Source organism: Lactobacillus amylolyticus, assembly GCF_003999355.1.
Classification (GTDB): domain Bacteria; phylum Bacillota; class Bacilli; order Lactobacillales; family Lactobacillaceae; genus Lactobacillus; species Lactobacillus amylolyticus.
Window position 1 is genome coordinate 163,497 of sequence record NZ_CP031836.1, and the last position, 24,901, is coordinate 188,397.

Genomic DNA, 24,901 nt, shown 5'->3' on the forward strand with positions numbered 1-24,901 from the left:
ACTCTACGATAAATAATTGGAGTCTCGAGAAATCGAGACTCTTTTTTTGTTCTTAAAGGGAATGAATTTAAATGGAAAATGATAAATACTTCATGCAATTAGCTTTGCAAGAAGCATGCAAAGGTAGACATCAAACTTGGAAGAATCCTCTAGTTGGTGCCGTAATTGTTAAAGATAATCATGTTTTAGCTACAGGCTATCATCATCATTTTGGTGAGCAGCATGCTGAACGTGATGCAATTTCCAAATTAACCCCAGAACAATTATTCAATTCAACACTTTATGTAACTTTAGAGCCATGTAATCACTTTGGCAAACAACCACCATGCTCACAATTAATTGTTAATAAGCATATTAAGCGCGTGGTAATTGCCCAAATTGATCCGCATAAATTAGTAACTGGAAAAGGAATTGCCGCTTTAAAAGAAAATGGTATTCAAGTTGCTACAGGAATTCTCGCAAATGAGGCACGAAAGCTAAATGAGCACTATACCTATTTTTACGAAACGAATCAGCCGTGGATTACGGTTAAGCAAGCTATTTCGCTTGATCATAAAGTTGCAGTCAGAACAAATCAGCGAACTAAGATCACCAATGATTTAGTTTATCAAAAAGTCCACAGCGAGCGGGCTGATTATCAGGCTATTGTAATTGGCAGCTCTACAGCAATTATTGATAATCCTAGTTTATTGACCAATGTCTATACCGATTACTCACCTATTCGCATCGTACTTGATCGGCGTGGACGATTATTAAAGCATCTTGATTTAAAACTATTTACTGATCAAAAAGCGCAAACTTGGATTTTTACTGAAAATAAGTCATTATCCTCGCATCCCTTTAACAACAAATTCGTACATTGTTTTTTCAGTAAAAATGACAGTATTGGCGCCATGATTAACGAACTTAAAAATCAAGAACTCCAATCGATTTACGTTGAAGGAGGACCTACCTTGGAAAAATCATTTTTAGATAATTATCTTGTTAACGAATTAATTACTTACATTGCGCCTGATTTACTTGGAGCAAACGGCGTTTCTGCAGTTTCTCCTTCTTCTTTTCATCATTTCAGTGATGTGAAAATTGATAAGCTTAATAATAACGTTCGGATTGATGAAAGGAAGCAAAATGTTTAGTGGCGTAGTTGCTGGCAAAGCAGAAATTGCCAGCATTAATAAAAAAGACGAAACAATTCAAATGACAGTTGCCTACACACGGAATCTTTTAACAAATATCAAAATTGGTGACTCGATTTCAATTAACGGTACGTGTTTAACAGTAGAAAAATTTAATGACCATCAATTTCAAGTAACGATGATGCCACAAACTTATGAAAAAACCACCTTCAAAAATCTTCAAGTTGGTGACAAGGTTAATGTCGAACAAGCAATGAAAGCTGACGGACGTTTTGAAGGACATATTGTTACTGGTCATATTGATAATGTTATTAAAGTTGCTAAGAGAAAAATCAACGAAAATGCAATTGAACTTTGGTTTACTATTCCAGCTAGATTAGAAAGCCAAATCGTTCCTCAAAGAAGTGTAGCCTTAAATGGTGTAAGTTTAACTGTCATGGACGTTAAAAATCACAAATTTTTAATTGGTTTAATTCCTCATACTCAAGACAAAACTAATTTAGCTCACTTACAGGTCGATGATGAAGTAAATCTTGAAACCGATATTTTAGGCAAATATGTACAAGCAAATTTAAATAAGGAGAAATTTCAAAATGGACGTTAAAAAAATTCAAAATGCAATTCAATGGATGAAAAATGGTGGTTTAGTAATTGTTGCTGATGATGAAGATCGTGAGTCTGAGGGTGATATGATCGGAATTGGCTCTAAAGTTACTCCTGAAAACGTAAACTTCATGACTAAATATGCTCGTGGTCTGCTCTGCACAAGCGTCGGTCGTAAAGTAGCCGAAAGATTAGAGCTTCCACAAATGGAAACAAATAATACTGATCCATATGGCACAGCTTTTACAATTAGCGTTGATTACAAAACGACAACAACTGGAATTTCCGCATATGATCGTGCCGCAACTATTAAAGCAATTGCCGATCCCAGCTCCAAGCCTGAAGATTTCTTCCGCCCTGGTCACTGCTTCCCTCTTGTTGCTAAAGATGGTGGCGTTTTAGAAAGAAATGGTCACACTGAGGCCTCAGTAACTTTAGCTAAGCTTGCCGGCGAACCCGAAGTTGCCTATATTTGTGAAGTTATGAAAGCTGACGGCCATATGGCTCGTCGTCCGCAGCTTCGTGAAATTGCTAAGGAACATCATATGCCATTTTTAACTATTGCTGAATTACAAGAATAAGTTAAAAGTCTTGCGAGTAAACCTTCAGAATTTGTAAATTTTCCAACTAAATACGGTAATTTTAAAATTAAAAGTTTCGCTGGTGAAGATCTCGCAATCTTAAAAGGAAAAATTGATCCAAATAAGCCTATGCTCGTTCGTCTTCATTCTGAATGTATGACTGGCGATACATTCGGTTCAATGCGTTGCGATTGTGGCGACCAATTACACAATGCTATGAAGCAGATCGAAGAAAATGGCAATGGTTTAATTCTTTATCTGCGGCAAGAAGGACGTGGAATTGGTTTAAGCAATAAACTAAAAGCTTATGCTTTGCAAGATCAAGGTTACGATACTTACGAAGCCAATAAAATTTTAGGTTTTGAACCAGACGAACGTAAATATCAATCAGCTGCTAAAATCTTGAAAGAATTAGGCATCTCGCGTATTAATCTTTTAACTAATAATCCAGACAAGATTGATCAATTAGAAGAATATGGTATCAAAGTCGAGAAAAGAATTCCATTAGAAATTCCAGCCAATAAAATTAATCATGATTATTTAGTAACTAAACGCGATAAATTTCATCATATGTTAAAAGCAATATAAAAGGAAAAAATGACAAGATACGAAGGAAAATTTCAAAATAGTAATGCAAGAATTGCAATCGTTGCTTCAAAGTTCAACGAAATTGTTACTCATCATTTAGTCCACGGAGCTCTAGCCACATTAAAGCAGTTCGGTATTAGTGAAGAAAACATTGATGTATATTGGGTTCCTGGGGCTTTTGAAATTGGTTTTGCTGGCAAAAAGATTCTTAATAGCAATAAGTATGACGGCATCATGACCTTAGGAGCCGTAATTAAAGGCGAAACAGATCATTACAGCATGATTATTCAAAATGTTACTAATGCAATTATGCAAATGAATTTAGAAACTGAAATTCCCGTTACTTTTGGAATTTTAACTACCGAAAATATCGAGCAAGCTTTACAGCGGTCAGGTTTAAAGGTCGGCAATGAAGGCAGTTCAACGGCACAAAGCTTATTAGAAATGATTTCATTAAACAAATTAATTGCATAAAATAAATCATATCATAGTAAAACGCACCTCTAATGAGGTGCGTTTTACTATTTCAATTCTTTCACCATGTTATACATAGTTTCACCTTCGGGTGTTGGAATATTATTGGCTTTGCCTTCATTTGTATATCCATTTAATTCATAAAAAGCTATCAACGGTGTCAAACAATTAAGCGAAATCGCCTTTCTTCCCTGCTTTTTGGCTACTTCATCCATCTTCTTCAATAAGTGACTGGCAATTCCATTAAGACGATATTTTTATCAACGATTATAGACAGAATCATCTGATATAGATCAATTCTTGCGATTAGGATGATTGGCAAAATAAATTTCATCCTCAATATATCGTTTAGAAAAAGCTGGGCCAAAAGTATAGCCAATAACTTGATCTTTTTCTTTATCCTCCGCCACCAAAAAAGGTATCAGGATAATTTTCAATGCGGCCAATCATATCCTTTTTAGTTATATCTTTTTCATATGAAAGGCTTCAGACTCTAAATTTACAACAGTATTCAAATCATAATTTTTCACGTTGCGATAAATTATTTTCATCAATATACTCTCCTAAAATAAATTTATTTGACGCATTTTGACAGTCTCATTTGTTAGTATTAATGGCGATATATTTTATCAAAAAGGCCCAAAATTCAAAAGAAATTCTGGACCAAAAATTATTTTATAAAACTTTATTTATCTTTTAAAGGAAATGCCTTATCTGGATTAATTACTTCATTTGGATCAAAGACATGTTTAATCCTCGTTAATAATTCTACATAATCTTTACCATAAAATTTTTCAAAGTAATCTTTTCGCGCATATTCAATTCCATGTTCGCCGGACATATTGCCATCCACTTCACGTGCTTTCTTATAAAGTTCTGAAATAACCAGATGACTCTTTCTAGCAAATTCTTCCTTTGAATCATTATCTGAACAAAGATAAATATGCAAATTACCATCACCAGCATGTCCAAAATTAGGAATTCTCATTCCAACTTCCTGTTCAAGTTCTTCTATTCTAGTTAATGCTAACAGTTTTTACAATGAGTAAAGGAGGACAAAGCATGAATAAACAACCTGTTGACATTCATGACAAAAAATACAATCGAAACTTGCTTGTATTAGTGCTGATCATCGGCTCATTCTGTACGATTCTAAATAGTACCCTGCTTTCAACCGCACTTCCTTCAATTATGAAAGATTTCAACATTAGTACGGCGACCGCAGAATGGCTTTCAACTGCCTTCTTGCTGGTTAACGGCATTATGATTCCAATTTCTGCTTGGTTAATCAATCGTTTCGGTTCTAGAAAAATGTATCTGCCAGCAATGGCAATTTTCTTCATCGGAACAGTTACTGCGGCCGTTGCGCCTAACTTTGCACCTTGCTTGCCGAAGAATCATTCAAGGCTTAGGTGTTGGTGTTACCATGCCGCTGCTTCAGACGATTATGCTTTCCATTTTCCCAGCTGACAAGCGTGGGGCTGCCATGGGAACCGTCGGAATCGTTATTGGTCTGGCACCCGCCATTGGCCCAACGCTTTCCGGTTTGATCATCGACAATTTATCATGGCGCTACCTTTTCAGCATTATCGCACCAATTGCCGGCATCGTCTTGGTACTAGCATTTTTCTTAGTTAAAGACGTGCTGCCAACCAAAGAAGAAAAAATCGACATTATTTCCGTTGCTACTTCTACTATTGGATTTGGTTCACTCCTATACGGTTTTTCAGAGGCTGGAAATAAAGGCTGGCCCAATCTGGAATTTTAGCCTTCATCGAATTCGGAATTATCTTCATTATTCTATTTGGCATTCGTCAGCTTAAAATGTATGATCCCTTCCTGGACATCACCGTTTTCAAGCATTTTGAATTCTCACTGGCCGCTATTCTTTCAGGTGTTACCTACCTTGCTATGGTCGGAATTGAAATGGTGCTTCCGCTTTACATTCAAAACTTACGAGGTGAATCAGCCTTCCATTCAGGTTTGATTTTATTACCCGGGGCATTGATGCTTTGAGTTATGTCACCAATTACTGGTAGAATTTTCGATCGCTATGGTGCCAGAAAGATGGCTACCACCGGTATGACATTGCTAACACTTGGTACAATTCCATTTGTTTTCTTAACCGAAAATAGCTCATTCTTGATGATTATTATTCTTTATGCAATCAGAACGATTGGTGTTGCCCTCGTTATGATGAACTTACTACTTCCGGTATGAACTCTCTCCCACTAGATAAGATTTCACACGGAACCGCAGTTAACAATACTTTCAGACAAGCCTTGTCATCAATCGGTACTGCCATTTTGGTTTCTGTTTTGACAACAACTCCCACCAACAATATGCCGGCAAAATCAATGCTTAAGACTTTGCCATTGCAATACAAGAGCGGTGCAATCAATGCCACATTGGATGGTTTCCATGCTGCTTTTGCAATTAGTATCGTCTTTGCTTTGATCGCACTTGTTCTTTCATTCTTATTGAAAAAAGGCAACCGAGCTCGTGAATGTGCAGAGGAGGTAAATGGTTAATGATTTTAATTATTCTGATTTTGGCAGTCATTGCTTTCATCTACTTTAACGTCATCCCTAAAAAGGGCCATACCCCTCGCTTGGCTTTCACTAATTATCGCTGTGCTCTGTGTTGTAGGGATCGTTGAACATGACTACAATCATTTTGGTATGAAAGCCGAAACGACCACGGCCAAGAAAGATTTAGTATCCTCCGCATCCCCGAAATTACCCATTCTTCTTTATCAACAATTAGGCAATGGCACGGAAAAGGTTTATTTATACAAAACCAATAATGCGGACAAAAAGCTTACGCCAACCAAGACTGATAAAACAACTTCAAAGGTAGTTAAAAATGCATCGAGCGCTAGCGTTACAGTTACAGCTAAGCGTTATGTCTTCAATAAAGTTCTTGATGCGTTCTTATTTGGCTGGTTCGGCCATAATAATGAACTCAAGAGTCGGGAATATACTTTCTCAGTACCAAAGACTTGGCAAGTTCTATCAGTAAAGCAGGCTAAGTCACTAGCAAACCAGCAAACGAAAAAATAAAATCCATTTCCCGGGAAATTACAAAACCAAAAAAAGGCATTGCCACACAGCAATGTCTTTTTTATCTTTCCAAAATATTCAGCAAATCTGCGCGATCTAGCGTACTTGAGCCAAAGCCTTTGCCACTTAAGACTTCATCAGCGAGTTTTTCCTTGCGTTCTTGCAATTCCACGATTTTTTCTTCAATCGTTCCTTTGGCTACCATCTTATAGATCTGGACATTATGTTTCTGTCCGATTCTGTGGGCTCGGTCAGTAGCCTGATTTTCCGCTGCTACGTTCCACCATGGATCATAATGGATTACAACATCGGCACTTGTTAGATTAATACCCGTACCTCCAGCCTTCAATGAAATCAAAAAGATGGCCGGATGGTCCAATTTATTAAACTGCTTGATCAATTCTTGGCGCTTTTGCTTTGGTGTTGAGCCAGTGATTACGAAAGTTACAATTTTAGCTTGCTTAAGTTTTTGTTCAATTAGCTCAAGCATTGAAGTGAATTGCGAAAACAGCAGGATCTTGTGTCCATCCGCAATTGAGTCTTCAATCAATTCCATTGTTGCAGCCAGTTTAGCCGACTTGCCACGATAATCTTCATACAAAAGATGCGGATCACAACAGAGTTCACGCAGTTTTGTGATTGCCGCCAGGACTTGAAATCTTTGCTTCTTGAAATCTTTATCATCCTGCTTATTCAACTGGGCAATCAATTTTTGCGTTTGGGCTTGATACAATTCATCCTGTCTGCCAGACAATTTTGCATAAATCACTTGTTCATCCTTTTCAGGCAAATCTTTCAGCACATCTTTCTTTAGCCGGCGCAAAACAAATGGCGCAATAATCTGACTTAGCTGCTTTCCCTTCTTTTTATCTTCATCTTTGACGATCGGCTTTTCGTAATTGCTTCTGAAGTATTCATACTCACCCAAAAATCCAGGCATCAAGTAGTCAAAAATACTCCACAATTCGCTCAAATTATTTTCAATTGGCGTGCCTGTCAAAGCCAAACGATGTCGAGCATTAATGATCTTAACTGCTTTTGAAACTGCGGCCTTAGCATTTTTGATATTTTGGGCTTCATCGATGACTTCAAGATCAAAGCCAATTTTTTCATACAATTTCAGATCCCGCTTTAAGGAATCATAGGAGGTAATTAAAACCTGATCGGTTACCCTTTCCAGTTGTTCACGCCGTTCCTTTTTACTTCCGCCCAAAACAATCATTTCGAGTTCAGGTGCAAATTTCTTAATCTCGGCTTCCCAGTTATAAACAACTGAGGCAGGCACCACGATTAAGCTTGGCAGCTTGGTCTTTGCTTTACGAGCAAGCAAGACGGAAATTACCTGCAGCGTTTTGCCCAGACCCATTTCATCTGCTAAAAGTCCGCCCAAGTTATAATCCAGCAAAGTCGTCATCCACTGGTAGCCTTTGACCTGATATGGCCGCAATACCTTCTTTAATGAAGCCGGAATTTTGTTTTTCTTCACCTTTCCCTGCTCCAGATCGGCAATCAAGCGATCAAACTCATCATTACTGGTGAATTGCAGACTATCGCGATTTTCGAGCATTTTTTCGAGGTAAAAAGCACGATAAGCAGGTACGGTCATTTTCCCTTTAACAAACTGCTTTAAGCTGATCCCCAGGTTCTTCATAATCAAAGAAAGATCTTCCAGGGAAGGCGATTCCAGATTCTTCATTTGCCCATTGCGCAACATGAAGTAATGCCGCTTTTGCTGGTAGGCATTTAAAATTGCCTGAATATCCTCTGCTGCCAATTTTTCACCGGAAACAGTCAAATCAAGCGTATTCTCACCCAGTCGAATCCCTAAACTGACATTAAACTTGGTCTTCAAATTGCCTAACAGCCGTTTAAAAGCAGCGGTGGCCTTCACCTGCCCTGCTTTCTTCAGCTGGTTAATGCCATCGTCAAAGAAAGCATCGATCCGGTCACTGGCATCAATTGCCAGGCTGTATTTCTGCTGCTCCTTGTCAAAGGTAAAACCTTGCTCTTCAATTAACTGCTTTGCAGCCTTTTCTTTCTCAAATTCACGTTCCGTTTCATCATTGGCCTTTTTCTCTAATTGATACTCTTTTTCACCGTATTTCGCTACTGGAGTACAAATAATTTCCTTATCTTGAAAGTCCAAGTTAAAAATAATTTCTGCTTCAGGCGGCAGCGTATCGACCAGCTTTTTCATCCCCGTCACAGAAAAATTGCCGCTCTTTTTGATTTTAGGCAAAATCTTGTGGCCCAACGTCTGCAAAGTTTGCGCACCAAAAGTGAGCTCCTCGCCCATATGCAGGCCATAACGTTTCAAAAATATTGGATCAATATTTTCATATTTGGTCCAGCTGTTCATCCAAAAGTAGTAAAATGCCCGATTTCCTTCGATTAAATTGTCCATCTCATATGATGGCACTAGATAATCGATCTTAATTCTTGCAGTCTCATTTTCTGTATCAGTGCGAATCTTGAATTGCAATCGATCCTGACTGACGCTATAATCAATCGGACGATTGTCATGATAGAGCGTAACGCCACGCGCCATCAGTTGATCGATTTGATCTGCTAAACTTTCATTAATCGGTAATTCTTTAAAGGCACGCAGAGAAAAATCATCGCGTGCAATCTGTACGGTTTCATCGTGATCAATAATGCTCTCAATCAGGCGGTACCAAGCCAAACTGTCATCATCAAAGTCATCTATTTCAACCGTTCGATTGAAGTATTTTCCTAATTCCAATTCGTGGTGATCGCGCACACTATCGACTAAGCCAGGCAAACTCTGCAGCTTATACAAGTGCGAATCCTGACCAATTTTAAAAGTTAAAACGGGAAGGCCGCTGTAGCTGACTGGATCAAACTGTGCCCGCAATTTAACCGGCAGCCTATTTTCGTCTTCAGCAAAATGATTAAGCACGATGCGCGCCGAAGAGTTGGTATTTTCAGTAGGATTTTCAATCATGAAGTAATACAAAAATTCGATCAATGCGACAATTTTGAAAGCATCGGTCGAAAAGTTGCGAATCATGGAGTTAACGGTGATCTTTTCGACTTTTTGTCTGCTAAATTTGATTTTAACCTCAAAATGCAAAAAGCCATTGGCAAGGTGCAAATCAAATAAGAACTTTCCTTGTTTCAGCGGGCTAAAATCATGATCTTGAACGCTTAATTGTTCTTTAAGAACGCTGGCCTCTTGGTATTGGCTGGCAGTGAATTGTTCATCATCTATTATCTTTAGAGGATCATCATCCAGTTGCGTATTTTGCAGCTCGTCTAAAAAATCTGGGTTAAGATAATCAATTAATTTTTCTTTCTTATCAAAATCGGCCATTGCTCCAACTCCTCGTTTTCAATCATTAACTACTATTATCCCAATTTTTAGCCGATAGAGGAAATATTTTTAACTAAAAGTAAACGATTACAGAATCCGCACAATATATTCATAAGCAAAGCAAATGTGCGCATTTTAGCTTGACAATGAGCTTATATGAGTCTTTAATTAAAATTGTTAATCGTACATTTGGTTTTTTCAACTTTACGAGGTGTATTTAATGAATCAAAAAGGTCTATCAGTTAAAAGTGTAGTTGCCATTGGGATTGGTACTGCGATCTATGTAATTTTGGCTCGTTTTACTTCTATTCCAACTGGTATTCCCAACACTAATATTGAAATTGTTTATCCATTTTTGGCATTGCTAGCAATGATTTACGGACCAATCGTTGGTTTCAGTGTTGGTTTTATCGGTCACGCATTGAGTGACTTCTTAATGTATGGTCAAACTTGGTGGAGCTGGGTTCTTGCCACAGCCATTCTTGGATTAATCATTGGTTTATACAGCAGAAAACTCGACTTGGAGCATGGGGTTTTCACAGGAAAGCAAATGTTCTTCTTCAACCTCATCCAATTAATTGCCAACTTGATCAGCTACGTAGTAATTGCGCCAATCGGCGACATCCTGATTTACAGTGAACCTGCAAACAAGGTTTTCCTTCAAGGCGTAACTGCTACTGCTACCGACTTCATTGCAATCCTAATCTTAGGTACGATTTTGCTTAAAGCATACGCTGCAACGAAAGTTAAGAAAGGTAGTTTACACAAAGATTAATTAAAGGAATTTACATGAATAAGCCTATCATTCAATTTAAGGATTTCAGCTTTAAATACGACAGTCAAGCTGATCCAACTTTGAAGCACATCAACTTAGAGATCAATCCTGGTGAAAAGATTCTCTTAGCTGGTCCTTCAGGAAGTGGAAAATCGACAATTGGCCGTTGCTTAAACGGGCTGATTCCTAATGTGGATCATGGCGAACTCAAAGGGACTTGCTTAGTAAATGGTAAAGATATTACCAAAGCAAGCCTTTTTGATTTGTCATTTACCACTTCAACAATTTTGCAGGATTCAGACAGTCAGTTCATCGGAATGACGGTTGGTGAAGACATTGCTTTTTCTCTTGAAAATGATTGTTTCACACGTGAAACAATACATCAAAATGTCGACCGCTGGGCCACCGAATTAAAGCTCAAGGACTTGTTAAAGCAAGCTCCACAGACCTTATCCGGCGGACAAAAGCAAATGGTCGCTTTAGCCGGAGTTTTGGTTGATGAATCGCCTATTTTGCTGTTTGATGAGCCATTAGCAAACTTGGACCCAGCTACTGGATTAAAAACCATTCAATTAATTGACCAAATTCAAAAAGAAGTAAACGCAACGGTCATTATTATCGAGCACCGAGTTGAAGAAGTGTTAGCAAGACACGTCGACCGCATCGTGTTAATTAGCGATGGTGAAATCATTGCCGACAAAGCGCCAAACGCCTTGCTTCACCAAGATCTGCTAGAATCCGTTGGCGTTCGCAGTCCTTTATACATCAAGGCCCTCGAAAAGGCTGGCGTGGATCTCAAGCAGCTGCCCGATATTTCTTCAATTGACGCTTTGCCTGAAGAAAAGAATATCGCTGAAAAATTGCAATCTTGGGAAAATAAGCAAGTGCCGCCTAAGCAGAAGACTGAAAAACAGCCTTTGTTAACTTTGAAGAATGTTGGCCACCGCTACAACAAATTGCAAAAGCATCCCCTGCACGACGTCAATTTAACCATCAACCAGGGCGATTTTGTTTCAATTGTTGGTCAAAACGGCGCCGGTAAGACAACTTTATGCCGCATTATTTGTGGTTTTATCGAAAACAAGGGACAAGCCTTCTTCAAGGATCAAAACTTAGCTGACCTCTCAATTAAAGAGCGTGCTGAAAAAATCGGCTACGTCATGCAGGATCCCAACCAGATGATTTCACAAAAAATGATTTTCGACGAAGTAGCTTTAGGACTGCGCCTGCGCAACGTGCCTGAAGAAGAGATCAAAGATCGCGTTTACCAAACGTTAAAGGTTTGCGGCCTGTATGCCTTTCGCAAGTGGCCAATTTCTGCGCTTTCTTTTGGTCAAAAAAAGCGGGTCACAATTGCATCGATTCTGGTCTTAGAACCTGAATTAATAATTTTGGACGAACCTACCGCAGGTCAAGATTGGAAAACCTACACCGATATCATGAACTTCTTGCGTGAACTAAATCAGCGCGGCAAAACCATCATGATCGTCACTCACGATATGCACTTAATGCTTGAATACAGCAAGCGCAGCCTTGCCTTTGCCAATGGTCAATTGATTGCTGATACGAAGCCAATTGATTTGCTCACAAACTCTGATTTAGTCAAAGAAGCATCACTCAAGCAGACAAGCCTGTTCGAATTGGCAAAACACTACAATTTGACTGATCCGAATGCTTTCGTCCAAGCATATATTGATTCTGAGGAGGCCAGCCAACATGCATGATGATAAAATTTTAGGTTACCAGCCTGGCAACTCCTTTATCCACCATTTGAATGCCACAACCAAGCTGATTTTTCTGATCTTGGTTTCAATTGCCTGCATGGTCACTTATGACACCAGATTTTTAGCCGTCATTTGTCTTTTCTCATTGATTTGCCTAAAAATCGCAGGCATCAAATGGAAACAAGTTTCATTCGTCGTTAATTTCATTATTGTTTTTGCCATTATCAACATCATTGCGGTCTTCATTTTTCAGCCTACTTATGGTCAGGATCTGTATCAAACCAAGCATGTGCTGATTAGTGCTGGCTATTTCACTGTCACCCAGGAAGAATTATTCTACTTGCTAAACGTGATTTTGAAATATATTTGTTCCATTCCGTTAGTGCTGCTGTTCTTGCTCACGACTAATCCGAGCCAATTTGCATCCAGTTTGAATAAAATTGGCGTCAGTTATAAGATCGCGTACGCGGTATCGCTAGCTTTGCGCTACATTCCGACTGTGCAGACCGATTACTGGGAAATTTCTGCTGCTCAGCAGGCCCGTGGTAATGAATTGTCGAAAAAGGCCCATTTAGTCAAGAGAATCAAGGGTACCTTGAACATCGTTATGCCGTTGATTTTCTCAAGTCTTGACCGAATTGATATCATCAGTACGGCCATGCAGCTGAGACGCTTTGGCTCTAAGAAAAAGCGGACCTGGTACGTTTACGAGCCATTCCAGCTTAAAGATTATTTGGTAACGGCATTAGCATTCATTCTGGTGCTAGTTGTGGTTGTCCTCTGGCACGTCAACAGCGGCCGCTTCTTTAACCCATTTAGATAAAAATAAAAGTCTTCATGAAACCAATCATGAAGGCTTTTTTACTTGCTCAAAAATGTTCCGGACTTGATGTGCTTCAAAATGCGATAGCCGATTGCCTTGTTGCGACTGGTACCATCTTTTGTTTGATTCAAAACATGACGGTGCCATTCTGATTATCGCTGGTCAATTGGACCCAGTTGCCAAAATAAGTGTTGTGCACATTGCCGTAGGCCAGCTTCAGCTGACCGCCGTTTTTGATATATATCCCACCAGAATAGGTTGAATCTTTTCCCGGCAAATGAGTTAGTGCATAAAATTGCTTTACCGTGGCAGAATAAGAACTACCCGTTGTCTTGCGAATAATGCCCGCAAGCAAGACAAAATTGGCATTATTGTAATTCCACTTTCCTACTTTTTTCTCCGTATTTTTCGTGACATGCTTTACGATCCAATTAATTGCAGCTGCTTCTGAGTAGCTTTTGTTGCGTGGCTGCTCAGTATTTGGAATATCAATCCCTGAGGTATGCGTCAATAAGTTGCTAACCGTAATTTGATTAGCATTTCTCATTTTTGGATACCAATGAGAAATTGGCGTCGATGTGGTAAATTTTCATTGATCGATTAATTGCTGAATAATGGCACCAGTCACGATTTTTTGAATAGAACCAGTGGGATACACAATTCTACTATTGCCATTTGAAATTCTTTTGCTATGAATGGCATCGCCATAGCTGATTTGCTGCGTTTCACCATTCTTAATCACTTCAACCGAACCATAAGCATGATAATGAGCTAACGTTTTTCTAACAAAAGAGCGCATTTCGCTGCGATTATAGCTGGCCGCATGAGTCAGTGTTGATGTTGTAGCAGCTTCACAGCATAAAAATACTCCTCCAGTCAAGATAAGCAGTCTTTTAAATAATTTTATTTTCATTTGTTTTCTCTCCCTTTTTATTCACTTGTTAAGACTACCATGACTAGAAAGTTCTGCAATAAAAAATCCTGAGGAATCTTCCCCAGGATCTATTTTTATTTAAAAACTACGTTCTTTGCAGGTACCCATGCATTCTGCACATGAACAAACAATTGCTTGTTGATCTTTTTAATACCTTTTACTGTGATCTTTTGCTTAGCAGCGAGTTGTTTTTTAGTCTTTTTACCTTCTTTAGTATATAAATTTGTCTTTTTGTTTTTAACGTGAATAGCAGTGGCTTTATCAATTTTAATTTCGTGCTGGTCAATTATTATTAGCTTAAGTAGTTTTTTAAGGCTCACAGATTGCCATTTTGAGCCAATTAGAGCATAAATCTTACCCTTTTTGATCTTAATTTGACTAACTGATGTCTTTTTCTTCTTTTGAGTCGGCTTTTGAGTGTTTTTGACAGCAGCTGTTGTTTGATCTGCTTCTTGCTTAACCAGCAATCTAATCAAAATGTGAGTCGATGAGTTTGGCTTTTCAGCTGTTTTTTGTTTTTCTTTTTGCCAGTCTGTCTGCTTACTTGCATCTTTCTGCTCAGTTTTATCTGGAATCTTAATATCAGTCTGAGTGCCATCTTCAGTTTGCGTACCAACAATAGAAGTTGGAGTTTCTTCTTTTCCTTGGTCTTTCTGCTTAATTAATTCTTCATATTGCTCAATCAAGGCCTTATTTGTATCAATCTCTTTATTCCAATCATTTTGGGCAGCCTGCCAAGCCTTGATTCTGTTCAGCTGCTCATCAAGCGATTGGTTATGAACCGCGATTTCTTGATTATGAGTCTTAATCTTTTCTTCTAGAGCGGAAATCTTATCTAACTGTGATTGCTTGCTCGCCTGCACTTTAAGCAAGTTGTTATTAGCAGCTTCGTAGTCTGATTTCTTTTGCTTTACTTGTTGTTCATTTGAGTTAATTTGAATATCGAATTGAGCAAAGACCTGCTCATTTTCTGCAATTTCACTAGTTAATTTATTAATTTGGGCTAATAAATCACTGTTTGCTTGCTCTGCATCCTTTATTCCCTGTTCCAATTCAGCTTTCTTGCCTTTGAATTCATCTAATTCAGCTTTATGATTTTCTTCCCATTTTGCAATAGCAGCTTTATTTTTATTAATCAATCTCAAGTAATTTTTTCTGTCTAATGGAAAATTGCCTCTAAAAAATTCAAAATTAGCTTTCTCTTGTACCGATCTTTTAATTTGTTCCTCAAGTGCAGTGAGTTGTTGCTTTTTATCTTTTAATTCAGCTGCCTGGTCATCAGAAAATTTATCTTGCAGAATTTTTTCTAAAACAGCAATTTCATTGTTAAGTGTTGTTTTTTCTTGCTCATACTTTTCTAAATTCTTCTTGCGTTTCGCAATTTCGGCCTCATTTTTTTCTTCAGCCTCATCCACTCCAGAGTATAAACTTTCAGACATTGCCAATAGTCTCAAAAAATTTTCGTATTCTTCATCTGTTGGCTTTTTCTTTTCTAGTTCTGCAAGCTTCTCTTTTGCTTTATCAACTGCTTCTTTCTTGCCTTCTACTTTGTCTTTTGCCTCTTTTAGCATCTGCTTGGATGAAGTTAGATTCTCATTGGCCTTTTTCTTTTTAGAAATAATTACATCAAGTTCGTTCTCAATTGTCTCTTTGTCATGCTTTTTTGCATCCAATAAAGTTTGAGCACCTTTTTCTGATTTTTCTAAAACTGCCAATTCTTCACTAGCCTTATTTTTGTCTTCTTGTGCATCGGCAAGCTCATCCTTTGCCTTAGCTAATTTATCCTGCAGCTTTTTCAAATCTTCTTTAGCATTCTTTATAAGTTCATCGTGATGATTAATTTGATCAGTTAATTTTGTAATTTTTTCTTTCTTTTCAGCAACTAACTTTTCTAATGAATCTACTGAATTATCAATAGAAATATTTTCCTTATTATTTTTTTCGGAAGCTTTCACAGTTGGGCTTCCTGCTGCTAGAAAGGCACCTGCTAAAGCTGCTGATGCCAACAAAGTAACAAATTTTTTCTTTTTAGTGTAATTAAACATAGTACAATCTCCTATACTTCTTTATTTTTATGTCTCTATGTTTTAATTACGTAAAAATCTTGAATTTTACCGAAATATTTTCAAATTTTTCGAAGAAGTAGCCTTCTATTTATATATGGATTTATAATTAGATGTATAAATATAATTATACTTAAAATTATAAAAATAGCATATTGTTATCTTTATACAGATATCAATATGCTTATTTATTATTAATAATTTTCATAAAACGAAATTGTGCCTTTTACGAAGTCATTGTCAGGATGCTTCTTACCCCTGATTTCTCCGTATTTTATAGCTTTTTCCAAAGATAGTTCGCCGATCAAAACTTTTGTCCAAGCAGAAATACTTCCAGAGTAATCTGGCTTTTCTGTAGTCTTAATTACCTTTACTTTTTTGTCGTCAAAATCAACTTTCCACTTGTTGTTATTCCATGGGCAAATATTATCATCAGTAACTTCAACTACAAAAGATTTTTGATAGATTGGCGTCATAAAAGATAATATTTTTTCAAAATCAATAATTCTCGACATCAAATGTGGAATAACTTCGATTGATAATTCTTCCTCTTCTGAAAAAAAATCTTCTAATCGACTTTCAACCGGCATAAAAATACGATATTTGGTTTGCGGAGTCCCAATTTGAGCCAAATAGCCAAGAAGACTCTGCAGTCCTTCACCAGAAGTTGCAAACATTTCTTCAACCACAATCGTATCTCCCTTTTGGCGGAAAAACATATAAGACTGCGGTAATCCAATTTTACCGAAAAAGACTGCAAGCTTTCTATTTGGATGAATTCTTTGAACCAGATTCCACCACCAATATGGTCTGTTCATAGTATTACGTTCAATATTGCTGTGAAGCGGAACCTCATATAATTGAGCAGCACCGTTTTGGATGATTAAATCTGACCAATAACCACACTTTACTTTTCCAGAAATTGGAATTTTTTTGTCTTTAATTGCATCAAAATTAAACTCATATTTTTTGCGATAGACTGTATGAACAAAATCTTGTTTTTCAAAGAACTCCTCATGTTCTGTGTGAATATTAACATAAGGGATTTCTTTGTCATGCAATTCGTTGAAAATATCCTTAATATCACTCTTACACTCTTCAACATTAATAGCCCGACTTAGAACTGCCATTTTGGTCCTTTCAGTAAAAACACGGCTATCAAAAATGTTCAACAGGATTGCATGTTTGACTTTGTCATTTTCATCTATATCGCCATATACTTCACCATAATGATAAAAAGATTTTAGATTGGGGTCAGATCCAATACCCTTTTCCTTTTCTATATTAGATGAAAATTGCTTTAATATACGATCTGTTTTCTCCAGTTTCATACTTCAATTCTAGCATTAATTAGGGTCTTGATAAACATTTAAGTTTAATTATTTTTTAACATAAAGAAGCTAGAAATATGTTTTTATATATGTTTCTAATGAGGCATGTATTTATTTATCTAAATCTATGTATATTAATACGTATATTCTATATTTTAGTGCTAATAATAAAGTGGTTTATTGTCACTTGATCATTATTAAATCAGCTTTTATAGCAAGTTATATTATATTTATATGTATCTCTATCTTTGCACGTCTATTTCTTATTATGCTGGATAATTATTAAAATCATTTATATGCTCTTATTTTTGATCTATGGTATCATTTAAATGAGATGATTTTAAAAGAAGGACGATGAAATATGAAAATTGTATCTTTTGCTGCTATTAAAGGTGGTGTGGGCAAGACCACTCTCTCCTACAATTTTGGTGAATGGTTAGCCAAGCAAGGCAAAAAAATTCTTTTCATTGATTTAGACCATCAATGCAATTTAAGTCAAACTTATGAAGTTTATGGAGATCAAAAAATTGGAACCGTTGCTAATATCTTTCTTCGAAAAGACGATGTAACGATTAATCATGTTAAAAAGAATATTGATTTAATTGCAGGTAATATGCACCTAGATGATATTGAAACCAATATCGAAAACATGACCAATAAGAATATGCGCTTATACATGTGGCTTAACAATAATTACGATAAATATGAGTTAGGTCATTATGATTACATTATCATTGACTGCCACCCAGACTTCTCTACTGCTACAAAGAATGCAATTATAGTAAGTCATGATATTATCAGCCCTATTACTCCAAGTAAACACGGTTTTGATGCAAAATTTAACTTGCAAGATCGGATTGATGAATTAAGAAAAGAAGCTATTGAATTTAGCACTGGAGAAAGTTATGTAACAGCCAAGCTTTATTTTGTAGCAAATCTTATAAAAAGAAATACTTCATCATCAAATGAAATGCTTGAAAGTATCAAAGACGATCCTTCAGTAATTGCAGTTATCCCTGAAAAGGAATTATTCAACCGTTCTAATTTAGATGAAACACCTGTAGTTGATATGAAGGACGATACAAGAATTTACAACAGAAACTACAATTTCTTCCAAGAATTCGATAAAACATTTAAGCAGATTGAAGATAAATTATAATGTAAATGAGGATTATGTATCCTCTTTTTTTATGCCTTTTTTCCCCCATCATTGCTGGCATAGTGAATTACTTATAAATATATTTATCTTTATGTTTTTATATGTACTACTAATTATACTTCTATGTAGATTTGCTATTATTAATCTACTGCTACTGTTAGGTATATTGCTTCTTATCAAGATAATGCTATGCTATAGTCTATTAATAAATGTTTTATATATTAAAGAAATTAATATAGTTGCAAATATAATTATAATTGTGTGTATAATAGAGTAATGATAAATCAATGGAGGTAATTTTATGGCTTTTAATGGACCAAAGAAGAATGCTTTCGAAAATACGAAACAAACTCACGAAAAAATGACAGAAGCTTTGAACAATAAACCTGAAGTTGAACAAATTACTCAACCACCTGTAGTAACTTATTCAATGCCAACTAAAACACCTATTCAAAAAGAAAAAGTAAAACCATTCACTTTTACATTAAAACCAAGTAATAGAAAAGCTTTAAACAGAATTGCTAGAAGACATGGTTTTTCATCAACTAGTGCTTTTCTTGATGAATGGATCGAATCAAACAAAGACGCTTAATTAATTTTATTGGAACACATTTTGTGTTCTTTTTTTATTTCTTTTGCAGTAATACATGATTTTTGTGTTTTACTGCTTTTTTTATTTTTATTTGCTCTGTGTAAGGTCTTTTAAAACCATTTATTATAATCCCTTTAATTAACCCTTTAATTCCCTTTAGCAAACGTAAAAAGCTTACGTATTACTGGGATCACAAAGTTAAAAAACGACGTCTCATGGACAGAATAAAACGTAATATTTCTTTGTGAGAGTTATATTACCAAGGTTAATTAAGGTTGCTTAAAAGAATTAATAAGAGTGACATTGTATGGAGCATAAAAATGCTGAAAAAGTAGCAAAAACATTAATACATTAGGCGTTTATTCTAATTTTAATAAGAGTGACATATCGTGGATTACTTAAACGACTCATTGTGGAGTTAAGGGTGACGTCCTATGGATGTGGATTTTTCACTGTTTTTAATAAGGGTGACATTGTGTGGAGAATACTTATCCACAGGGCTTTTAAAAGATTTTTACTATTAAGAGTGACATCTTATGGAGTAAGGAATATATGCTTCTTCTAAATGAATAAAGGTGACGCTGTATGGATACTAGATATTCCAGTAAATACTTAGTTTTCTTAAGAAATTACGGATATCTTGTAAACACTAGACCGGGTGTATCATCAGGAATAAGAGTGACACGTCATGGAGTTTTTATTATGAAGTTAAAAGTAGAAAAATGCTTTTTTAATAGTATTTATGGCTAATTTCTAGATTTTGCTCCATAAGATGTCACCCTTATTAAAGTCGAATATATTTTAATAAGGGTGACATCTCATGGAGTATTTTTTTGTTTTTACCTTAAAAATTTGTTCTAAACTACAATATCTTGAATGAAAGCTTAAAAAGATCGCAGAAAAGGCTATAAAAACACTATATCTTGTAGTCAAATATTGATTTTACAATAACAGTGACGTCATATGGAGATGATTTTTTAGTCTGAATAATAGTGACTTCTTGTAGAGGTAAAATATTTAATTTAAATAAGAGTGACGCTTCATGGAGACATAAAAACGACGCAATATAGAGCTAATGAATAAAGGTGACGTCATATGGAGCAAATTTTAATAAGGGTGACGTCATATGGAGCAAATTTACTCAAAACTGTTGTGAGTACTCTAAAATTGCTATATAGTAACTCTAAAAAAAAGAACGACGTCTTAATTGATAAAAGTCGTTAATTGGAGTGAGCAAAGATGTCAATAAGAAAAAGACCAGTTCAAAAAATCATAAAAATTGATAATCGATTCAATGATGACCCTATTTTTGAACCAATTGATAGTTTGCCAGAAATTAACAGCAATATTTTTTGGCTTATTGCTGCGCAAGTAAAGGATCAAGGCGGTAACAGAATTACTCTTACACCTGATCAAATTAAGCGTGAAGTTGGCTATAATAGCCATATTTCCAACAAGCAAATAGCTAAAAATGTTGATGAAACTTTCTCTAGATTACTGACAATTCAGCTCTCAAAAGAAGAAAAAGATGAAAAAACCGGACACACCAAAAAAATTCGGGAAAACATCTTTAAACGATCAGTTGTAGACACTGATACTTTAGAGACCAGTGTTGAGGTTAGTGATAGCTTTTTGTACTTGTTCAACCACTTGGAGCACTGGACACGCTTCTCAATTACCCAATATGTTCGTTTACATTCTAACTACTCACGCAAGCTTTTCCGTTTGCTGAAACAATGGAGAACCGTGGGACGCAAAGAGTATAAAATCGACGACTTCAGAAAACGTCTGCAAATTCCAAAATCTTATCGCCCAACTGATATTGATCGTAGAGTTTTGACTTTGTGTAAAGAGGAACTTTGTGCAAACTTTCAGAACTTTAAGATCACCAAGAACTATCGTAAAGGTGTCAGAGGACGTAAATTAGAATCATATATCTTTACTTGGGTGCCTGAAAAGAACAATCAACAGGACGTTTATTACGATAGTAGCATCGAAGATACTAATTCAGTCTTCTATATCAAGTCCAATCCTTATATGACCGAGAAGGAGAAATTTAGGGCTCTGGATCGTTTTTACGGCTTTACCCTTGGTACTAGCCAGAAGGAATATAAGAGCGGCCATTTGCACTCTTATTTCTTGCCAAACAAGCTTCATAAACGTCAAAGACGTACAGCTTTCCACAGATCTGATTTAAAGTCTTTAGCGCAATATAAACACGCTCAGTTTGCTCAATTGTTGGCTGTTTATAAAGAAGTTAACAAGAAGGGCTTTTTGACACCGGAAGACAAAGAAGATATGGCTTTGCTCAAGATGGGCTATGAAAAGTCTGAAAAGGATCGTGAACGCGATCAAATAGCAGAAAGGGAAAGACTTAAAGCACTTGAAAATAATGCTCGAGATTTACAAGCGAGAAGAGATAATGGTCATTACTCAATTGATTTTTCAAGAGCTGGTCAAGATTTAAGTGACAGTTTATCTTTATTTGATCCTGATAATTATCAATAAAAGTTGAAAATAAATTTAAAGATTCAAGAGCTATAGACAGCTAAAAAAACTGATCTATAGCTCTTTTTTATCTATAAAATATAATAGATAAATATAAAACACTTTATAAGTATTATGATAGAAATATTTAGAATAATATGTGTATAACTAAATATAAGTAAAAAGATATAAATAAAGATAAAAATAAATATTCATATCATTGCATAGATAAATTTAAAAAGGCTCCAAAAGAGGTCATCGATATTAAAATTTATTAATAGACGACTTCAATTGGAGCTTTTGCTTTTAATTTTTATAAAAAAATGCATAAAGATAAATGTAGGCCTAAATATCTTCGTAAGAATATTTCTTTTTGCAATAATAAGGATAAATCTAAATATAAAGTACATTATATTTAGGTTAATTTGAATTAAACTACGGCATTTGGAAGCATAAAGATAAATGTATTATTACATATAAATAATTAGATACTGAATATTATAAATAGGAAGATAAAAACAAGTATAAATATAAGCTGAAATAGTGCTGCACGAAAAAAGGCCATATAGCTCGGTTTATGAGCTATATGGCCTTTATAAATTATTAGTTATTGCTTTTATCCCAGATTTTTTTGCTGCGGGAATTTTTCCTAAATCAGACATATCATCTTTGTCCAAAACAACTAAATTATTTGCACCATTGGCTAACTGATTAAAGGTATCCAAACTTTGATTTCTGAAGTAACCTTCACCAGCTTTGTCCAATGCATTTTGCAATTTATCAATTCGATAAGCATCAGCATCAGCTTGGGTTCTGACTGCTTCCGCATTAGCTTTTGCAGTTGCAACTAAAGCGTTGTTTTTAGCTTTAGTAGTCAACTCACTGTTGCGGGCTTCACCTTCAGCCTTAGCGATGGCTGCTGTTTTTTCGCGATCGGCAGTTAATTGCTTGTCCATGGCCTTTTGAATTTCAGGGCTTGGTAATAATTCATCAACATTGACTCTGACAACGCGAATACCGTAAACATCCGTTAAATCACCAATTGCTTTAGATAATTCAGCGTTAATCTCACTAGTTGAACCCAAAGCTTCGTTTAATTCCATTCGCCCAATAATGTCACGCAAATGACCACGGATCAACTGTACCATTGATTCAACAGAATCGGTGTTGTTGTAGAAGTAGCGAAAAGCATCAGTAACCAAGTAGTTCAAGGTTAAACTAGTTGTGATTTCAGCGTTATCTTTGGTGATAATACTATATTTTGAAATTTCCAAAGGCTGCAAAGCTAAACTTACCTTGCGTACTCTTTGAAAGATCGGCCAAATAAAGACCAAACCAGCCTTAACAGTGCGTGAATACTTACCTAGCGTTTCAATTAATCCTACATAGTTCTGCGGAACGATTCTCAGTCCAGCAAAGAAATAAATAAGGATTAAAACAACAATTATTGTAATGAAGATTCCCATAATCTATCCCTCCGAATCTTAAATTGCGGCTATTATCTCACTTTTTTGAAAAAGAAAAAAGCTATTTTAAAAAGTAATAAGCACTTGCATAAGGTGCTTTGCTTCTAGATAATGAAAGGTGATTACGGGTAAACAAAATAGTTGAATAGTAAGCATGATTATGAAGAAGATATTTAAAAAGCTGATAATCCTCACAATGCTGCTTGGTGCCTTTAGTCTCAACGCACCTGAGATTACGACGCCTAATATCGTACAAGCGGCTAAGCATAAGACTAAGAAGACAAAGGCAAAGACAAAATCAAAAACTAAAAAACAAGCCAAGTCGACTAAACGCAAGCTTCGCAGGAAAAAGGTTGCAGTTCATCACTTAATCCCTTGGGCTAACGTATATATAGCAATTTCGAAATCATCGCCAGATTATCAACCAACGATTGACGCAATCAATGCTTGGAACAATACCAAAACGGTAAAATTAAATATCGTTGGCAGTACGAAAAATGCTTTTATCATAATCAGCAATGCCGATTATGGTAATACAGGTTGGGCTGGTGAAGAGCAAGAGCATATAACCCAAAGCAAAGTTTATTCAACCATTCATTTGAATGATTACTTTTTAAATCAGGTTGACTATAAAATAAAAGTCGATGTAGCTGAGCACGAATTAGGACATTCAATTGGATTAAATCATTATGATGCTGGTCCTTCAGTTATGAATCCGATTATTGATCCTAACCACGCATATTCAATTCAACCGATTGATATTCAGATGGTTAAAAAAATGTATAATGAAAAATAAGTGTTTGATCTTGCGATCAAGCACTTATTTTTTACTCAAATTATTTATTATTATAACTATAATTATAAATATAATTATAGTTATATTTCTTAATGCACATAAGCAGATAAAAATATTTATCCACCTATGAAGAACATCAATTGTTAGCTGTTGATGGTAGTTTGAACTCGACCAGTTCATTGTAAAGCTGCATGTTCCTGCGGTAATAAAAAAGCGTTTTGTCATTAGCATGCAATAATTGCTCAAGCTGCTGGTCAGTTAAATCTTTTCTGGTTAAAAGGGAATAAACAAAACTTAAACGAAGGCTTTGCAAGGTAATAGGCATTCCGATCAATTTACGGTCGGGAAAACAGCGTTCAGCAATATGAAAATCATTTGGATAATAGCCACCGAATTTTTTACCTAAAATATAGGGATTATCTGAAAGGTCAAAATTAAGGTGGTCTTTTACGTACTCCCGCAAACTTTTGCTTTCAATCTTTTTAATAATTGTTTTGTAGCGTAAGCGCAACACCTCATCGGGAAGATAACCTTGGGCGATTCCCAGCATCATCATGATTGTTTCGGAATGAATACTTTTAATTTGTGCAATTTCGGGCAAATGACTCATCCAATTAATAATGTAGACGCGATGACGATTAAATTTGCGACCGTTGACTTCAATTATCGGATACTGATCAACCAGATGATGGCTGTACAAAAAAGTATAGTATTGTTTAATGTGGCTTAGATACTTATTGATGGTGTTTTCTTTAAGACCTAGCTTTGTTTCTAAACTATTAAGAAAGTTTTGGATATCAGAAGCCTGTACCTGATTAATGTCGCTTTGATCAAGATATTGCCAAAAAACAGTCAGAGAACGGTTTACCACTAACATGGTATTGTCAGCGTTGTGCCGCTCGTGCTTGCAATAATGATTGAATTCTTTTTGGTAAGGGTAATTCATCGAGATGCCTCATAAAAGTAAAAATGT

General features: G+C 36.0%; 14 protein-coding genes and 7 pseudogenes. 13 read left to right on the forward strand and 8 right to left on the reverse strand.

Annotated elements, in window-relative coordinates; all coding sequences use genetic code 11:
- Window positions 1–71 precede the first annotated feature (71 nt).
- The 4 genes and pseudogenes from ribD (at window position 72) to ribH (ending at window position 3,382) form a co-directional block, all read left to right on the forward strand.
- The gene (gene ribD, locus D0Z64_RS08110; protein ID WP_080882031.1) at window positions 72–1,136 is read left to right on the forward strand and encodes a bifunctional diaminohydroxyphosphoribosylaminopyrimidine deaminase/5-amino-6-(5-phosphoribosylamino)uracil reductase RibD; all 1,065 of its coding nucleotides are present in this window, start codon (window positions 72–74) and stop codon (window positions 1,134–1,136) included.
- Entirely contained in the window at window positions 1,129–1,740 is a 612-nt protein-coding gene (locus D0Z64_RS08115) for a riboflavin synthase (protein WP_080882032.1), read from the forward strand. The genes ribD and D0Z64_RS08115 overlap by 8 nt, the downstream gene beginning before the upstream one ends.
- Window positions 1,730–2,908, forward strand: a pseudogene (ribA, locus tag D0Z64_RS08120) (GTP cyclohydrolase II). Before D0Z64_RS08115 ends, ribA begins: the two are co-directional and overlap by 11 nt.
- A gap of 9 nt (window positions 2,909–2,917) precedes the next feature.
- Window positions 2,918–3,382 carry a 6,7-dimethyl-8-ribityllumazine synthase gene (gene ribH / locus D0Z64_RS08125; RefSeq protein WP_080882034.1) on the forward strand — a complete coding sequence of 155 codons (465 nt, stop codon included), beginning with the start codon at window positions 2,918–2,920 and terminating at the stop codon, window positions 3,380–3,382.
- Between the two features lie 47 nt (window positions 3,383–3,429).
- Here the strand turns inward: ribH and D0Z64_RS08130 are convergent.
- Both D0Z64_RS08130 and D0Z64_RS08135 read right to left on the reverse strand, forming a co-directional pair.
- Window positions 3,430–3,933 (reverse strand): annotated as a pseudogene (locus D0Z64_RS08130) (GNAT family N-acetyltransferase).
- 134 nt (window positions 3,934–4,067) lie between these two features.
- Window positions 4,068–4,406: pseudogene (locus tag D0Z64_RS08135) on the reverse strand (FAD-binding oxidoreductase); the annotation flags it as partial.
- Window positions 4,407–4,444: 38 nt separating this feature from the next.
- On the opposite strand from D0Z64_RS08135, the pseudogene D0Z64_RS08140 reads away from it, so the two are divergent.
- Both D0Z64_RS08140 and D0Z64_RS08145 read left to right on the forward strand, forming a co-directional pair.
- Window positions 4,445–5,913: pseudogene (locus D0Z64_RS08140) on the forward strand (MDR family MFS transporter).
- A pseudogene (locus D0Z64_RS08145) lies at window positions 5,913–6,444 on the forward strand (DUF4811 domain-containing protein). The pseudogenes D0Z64_RS08140 and D0Z64_RS08145 overlap by 1 nt, the downstream one beginning before the upstream one ends.
- Before the next feature lie 61 nt (window positions 6,445–6,505).
- Here the strand turns inward: D0Z64_RS08145 and D0Z64_RS08150 are convergent.
- Complete coding sequence (locus D0Z64_RS08150) at window positions 6,506–9,778, reverse strand: DEAD/DEAH box helicase (RefSeq protein WP_127345887.1); 3,273 nt, start codon at window positions 9,776–9,778, stop codon at window positions 6,506–6,508.
- A gap of 220 nt (window positions 9,779–9,998) precedes the next feature.
- Between D0Z64_RS08150 and D0Z64_RS08155 the strand changes: the two genes are divergently transcribed.
- From D0Z64_RS08155 to D0Z64_RS08165, 3 genes are read left to right on the forward strand one after another with little or no spacing between them, the layout of a single operon-like run.
- Window positions 9,999–10,553 (forward strand): ECF-type riboflavin transporter substrate-binding protein, encoded by a 555-nt coding sequence (locus D0Z64_RS08155; protein WP_080882036.1) that lies wholly within the window; start codon window positions 9,999–10,001, stop codon window positions 10,551–10,553.
- A gap of 14 nt (window positions 10,554–10,567) precedes the next feature.
- Window positions 10,568–12,277, forward strand: a complete 1,710-nt coding sequence (locus D0Z64_RS08160; RefSeq protein ID WP_080882037.1) for an ABC transporter ATP-binding protein — start codon at window positions 10,568–10,570, stop codon at window positions 12,275–12,277.
- A complete protein-coding gene (locus tag D0Z64_RS08165) occupies window positions 12,270–13,100 on the forward strand; it encodes an energy-coupling factor transporter transmembrane component T family protein (protein ID WP_006351230.1) in 831 nt (276 codons plus the stop codon). The genes D0Z64_RS08160 and D0Z64_RS08165 overlap by 8 nt, the downstream gene beginning before the upstream one ends.
- A gap of 38 nt (window positions 13,101–13,138) precedes the next feature.
- On the opposite strand, the pseudogene D0Z64_RS08865 reads toward D0Z64_RS08165, so the two are convergent.
- The 3 genes and pseudogenes from D0Z64_RS08865 to D0Z64_RS08180 form a co-directional block, all read right to left on the reverse strand.
- Window positions 13,139–14,013: pseudogene (locus tag D0Z64_RS08865) on the reverse strand (serine hydrolase domain-containing protein).
- A gap of 95 nt (window positions 14,014–14,108) precedes the next feature.
- On the reverse strand, window positions 14,109–16,079 hold the full coding sequence (locus D0Z64_RS08175; RefSeq protein WP_127345888.1) for a coiled-coil domain-containing protein: 1,971 nt from the start codon (window positions 16,077–16,079) through the stop codon (window positions 14,109–14,111).
- Window positions 16,080–16,291: 212 nt separating this feature from the next.
- Entirely contained in the window at window positions 16,292–17,428 is a 1,137-nt protein-coding gene (locus tag D0Z64_RS08180; protein WP_080882039.1) for a sterol carrier protein domain-containing protein, read from the reverse strand.
- A 361-nt stretch (window positions 17,429–17,789) separates the two neighbouring features.
- On the opposite strand from D0Z64_RS08180, the gene D0Z64_RS08185 reads away from it, so the two are divergent.
- The 3 genes from D0Z64_RS08185 to D0Z64_RS08195 all read left to right on the forward strand — a co-directional run bounded on the left by D0Z64_RS08185 (window position 17,790) and on the right by D0Z64_RS08195 (window position 21,687).
- Window positions 17,790–18,587 carry a ParA family protein gene (locus D0Z64_RS08185; RefSeq protein ID WP_006351235.1) on the forward strand — a complete coding sequence of 266 codons (798 nt, stop codon included), beginning with the start codon at window positions 17,790–17,792 and terminating at the stop codon, window positions 18,585–18,587.
- A 301-nt stretch (window positions 18,588–18,888) separates the two neighbouring features.
- Complete coding sequence (locus D0Z64_RS08190) at window positions 18,889–19,179, forward strand: hypothetical protein (RefSeq protein ID WP_006351236.1); 291 nt, start codon at window positions 18,889–18,891, stop codon at window positions 19,177–19,179.
- A 1,239-nt stretch (window positions 19,180–20,418) separates the two neighbouring features.
- Complete coding sequence (locus tag D0Z64_RS08195; RefSeq protein WP_080882040.1) at window positions 20,419–21,687, forward strand: replication initiation protein; 1,269 nt, start codon at window positions 20,419–20,421, stop codon at window positions 21,685–21,687.
- A 582-nt stretch (window positions 21,688–22,269) separates the two neighbouring features.
- Here D0Z64_RS08195 and D0Z64_RS08200 read toward each other — a convergent pair.
- A pseudogene (locus tag D0Z64_RS08200) lies at window positions 22,270–23,132 on the reverse strand (SPFH domain-containing protein).
- Between the two features lie 160 nt (window positions 23,133–23,292).
- Between D0Z64_RS08200 and D0Z64_RS08205 the strand changes: the two are divergent.
- Window positions 23,293–23,928, forward strand: a complete 636-nt coding sequence (locus D0Z64_RS08205; protein WP_162041357.1) for a M57 family metalloprotease — start codon at window positions 23,293–23,295, stop codon at window positions 23,926–23,928.
- A gap of 136 nt (window positions 23,929–24,064) precedes the next feature.
- Here the strand turns inward: D0Z64_RS08205 and D0Z64_RS08210 are convergent, their stop codons facing one another.
- Window positions 24,065–24,874: a site-specific integrase gene (locus tag D0Z64_RS08210; protein WP_080882042.1), complete on the reverse strand. Its 810-nt coding sequence runs from the start codon at window positions 24,872–24,874 to the stop codon at window positions 24,065–24,067.
- Window positions 24,875–24,901: the final 27 nt, after the last annotated feature.

Coding starts and splice junctions, on each gene's coding strand:
- ribD (WP_080882031.1), top strand. CDS start 72: ATGGAAAATGATAAATACTTCATGCAATTAGCTTTGCAAGAAGCATGC.
- D0Z64_RS08115 (WP_080882032.1), top strand. CDS start 1,129: ATGTTTAGTGGCGTAGTTGCTGGCAAAGCAGAAATTGCCAGCATTAAT.
- ribH (WP_080882034.1), top strand. CDS start 2,918: ATGACAAGATACGAAGGAAAATTTCAAAATAGTAATGCAAGAATTGCA.
- D0Z64_RS08150 (WP_127345887.1), bottom strand. CDS start 9,778: ATGGCCGATTTTGATAAGAAAGAAAAATTAATTGATTATCTTAACCCA.
- D0Z64_RS08155 (WP_080882036.1), top strand. CDS start 9,999: ATGAATCAAAAAGGTCTATCAGTTAAAAGTGTAGTTGCCATTGGGATT.
- D0Z64_RS08160 (WP_080882037.1), top strand. CDS start 10,568: ATGAATAAGCCTATCATTCAATTTAAGGATTTCAGCTTTAAATACGAC.
- D0Z64_RS08165 (WP_006351230.1), top strand. CDS start 12,270: ATGCATGATGATAAAATTTTAGGTTACCAGCCTGGCAACTCCTTTATC.
- D0Z64_RS08175 (WP_127345888.1), bottom strand. CDS start 16,079: ATGTTTAATTACACTAAAAAGAAAAAATTTGTTACTTTGTTGGCATCA.
- D0Z64_RS08180 (WP_080882039.1), bottom strand. CDS start 17,428: ATGAAACTGGAGAAAACAGATCGTATATTAAAGCAATTTTCATCTAAT.
- D0Z64_RS08185 (WP_006351235.1), top strand. CDS start 17,790: ATGAAAATTGTATCTTTTGCTGCTATTAAAGGTGGTGTGGGCAAGACC.
- D0Z64_RS08190 (WP_006351236.1), top strand. CDS start 18,889: ATGGCTTTTAATGGACCAAAGAAGAATGCTTTCGAAAATACGAAACAA.
- D0Z64_RS08195 (WP_080882040.1), top strand. CDS start 20,419: ATGTCAATAAGAAAAAGACCAGTTCAAAAAATCATAAAAATTGATAAT.
- D0Z64_RS08205 (WP_162041357.1), top strand. CDS start 23,293: ATGAAGAAGATATTTAAAAAGCTGATAATCCTCACAATGCTGCTTGGT.
- D0Z64_RS08210 (WP_080882042.1), bottom strand. CDS start 24,874: ATGAATTACCCTTACCAAAAAGAATTCAATCATTATTGCAAGCACGAG.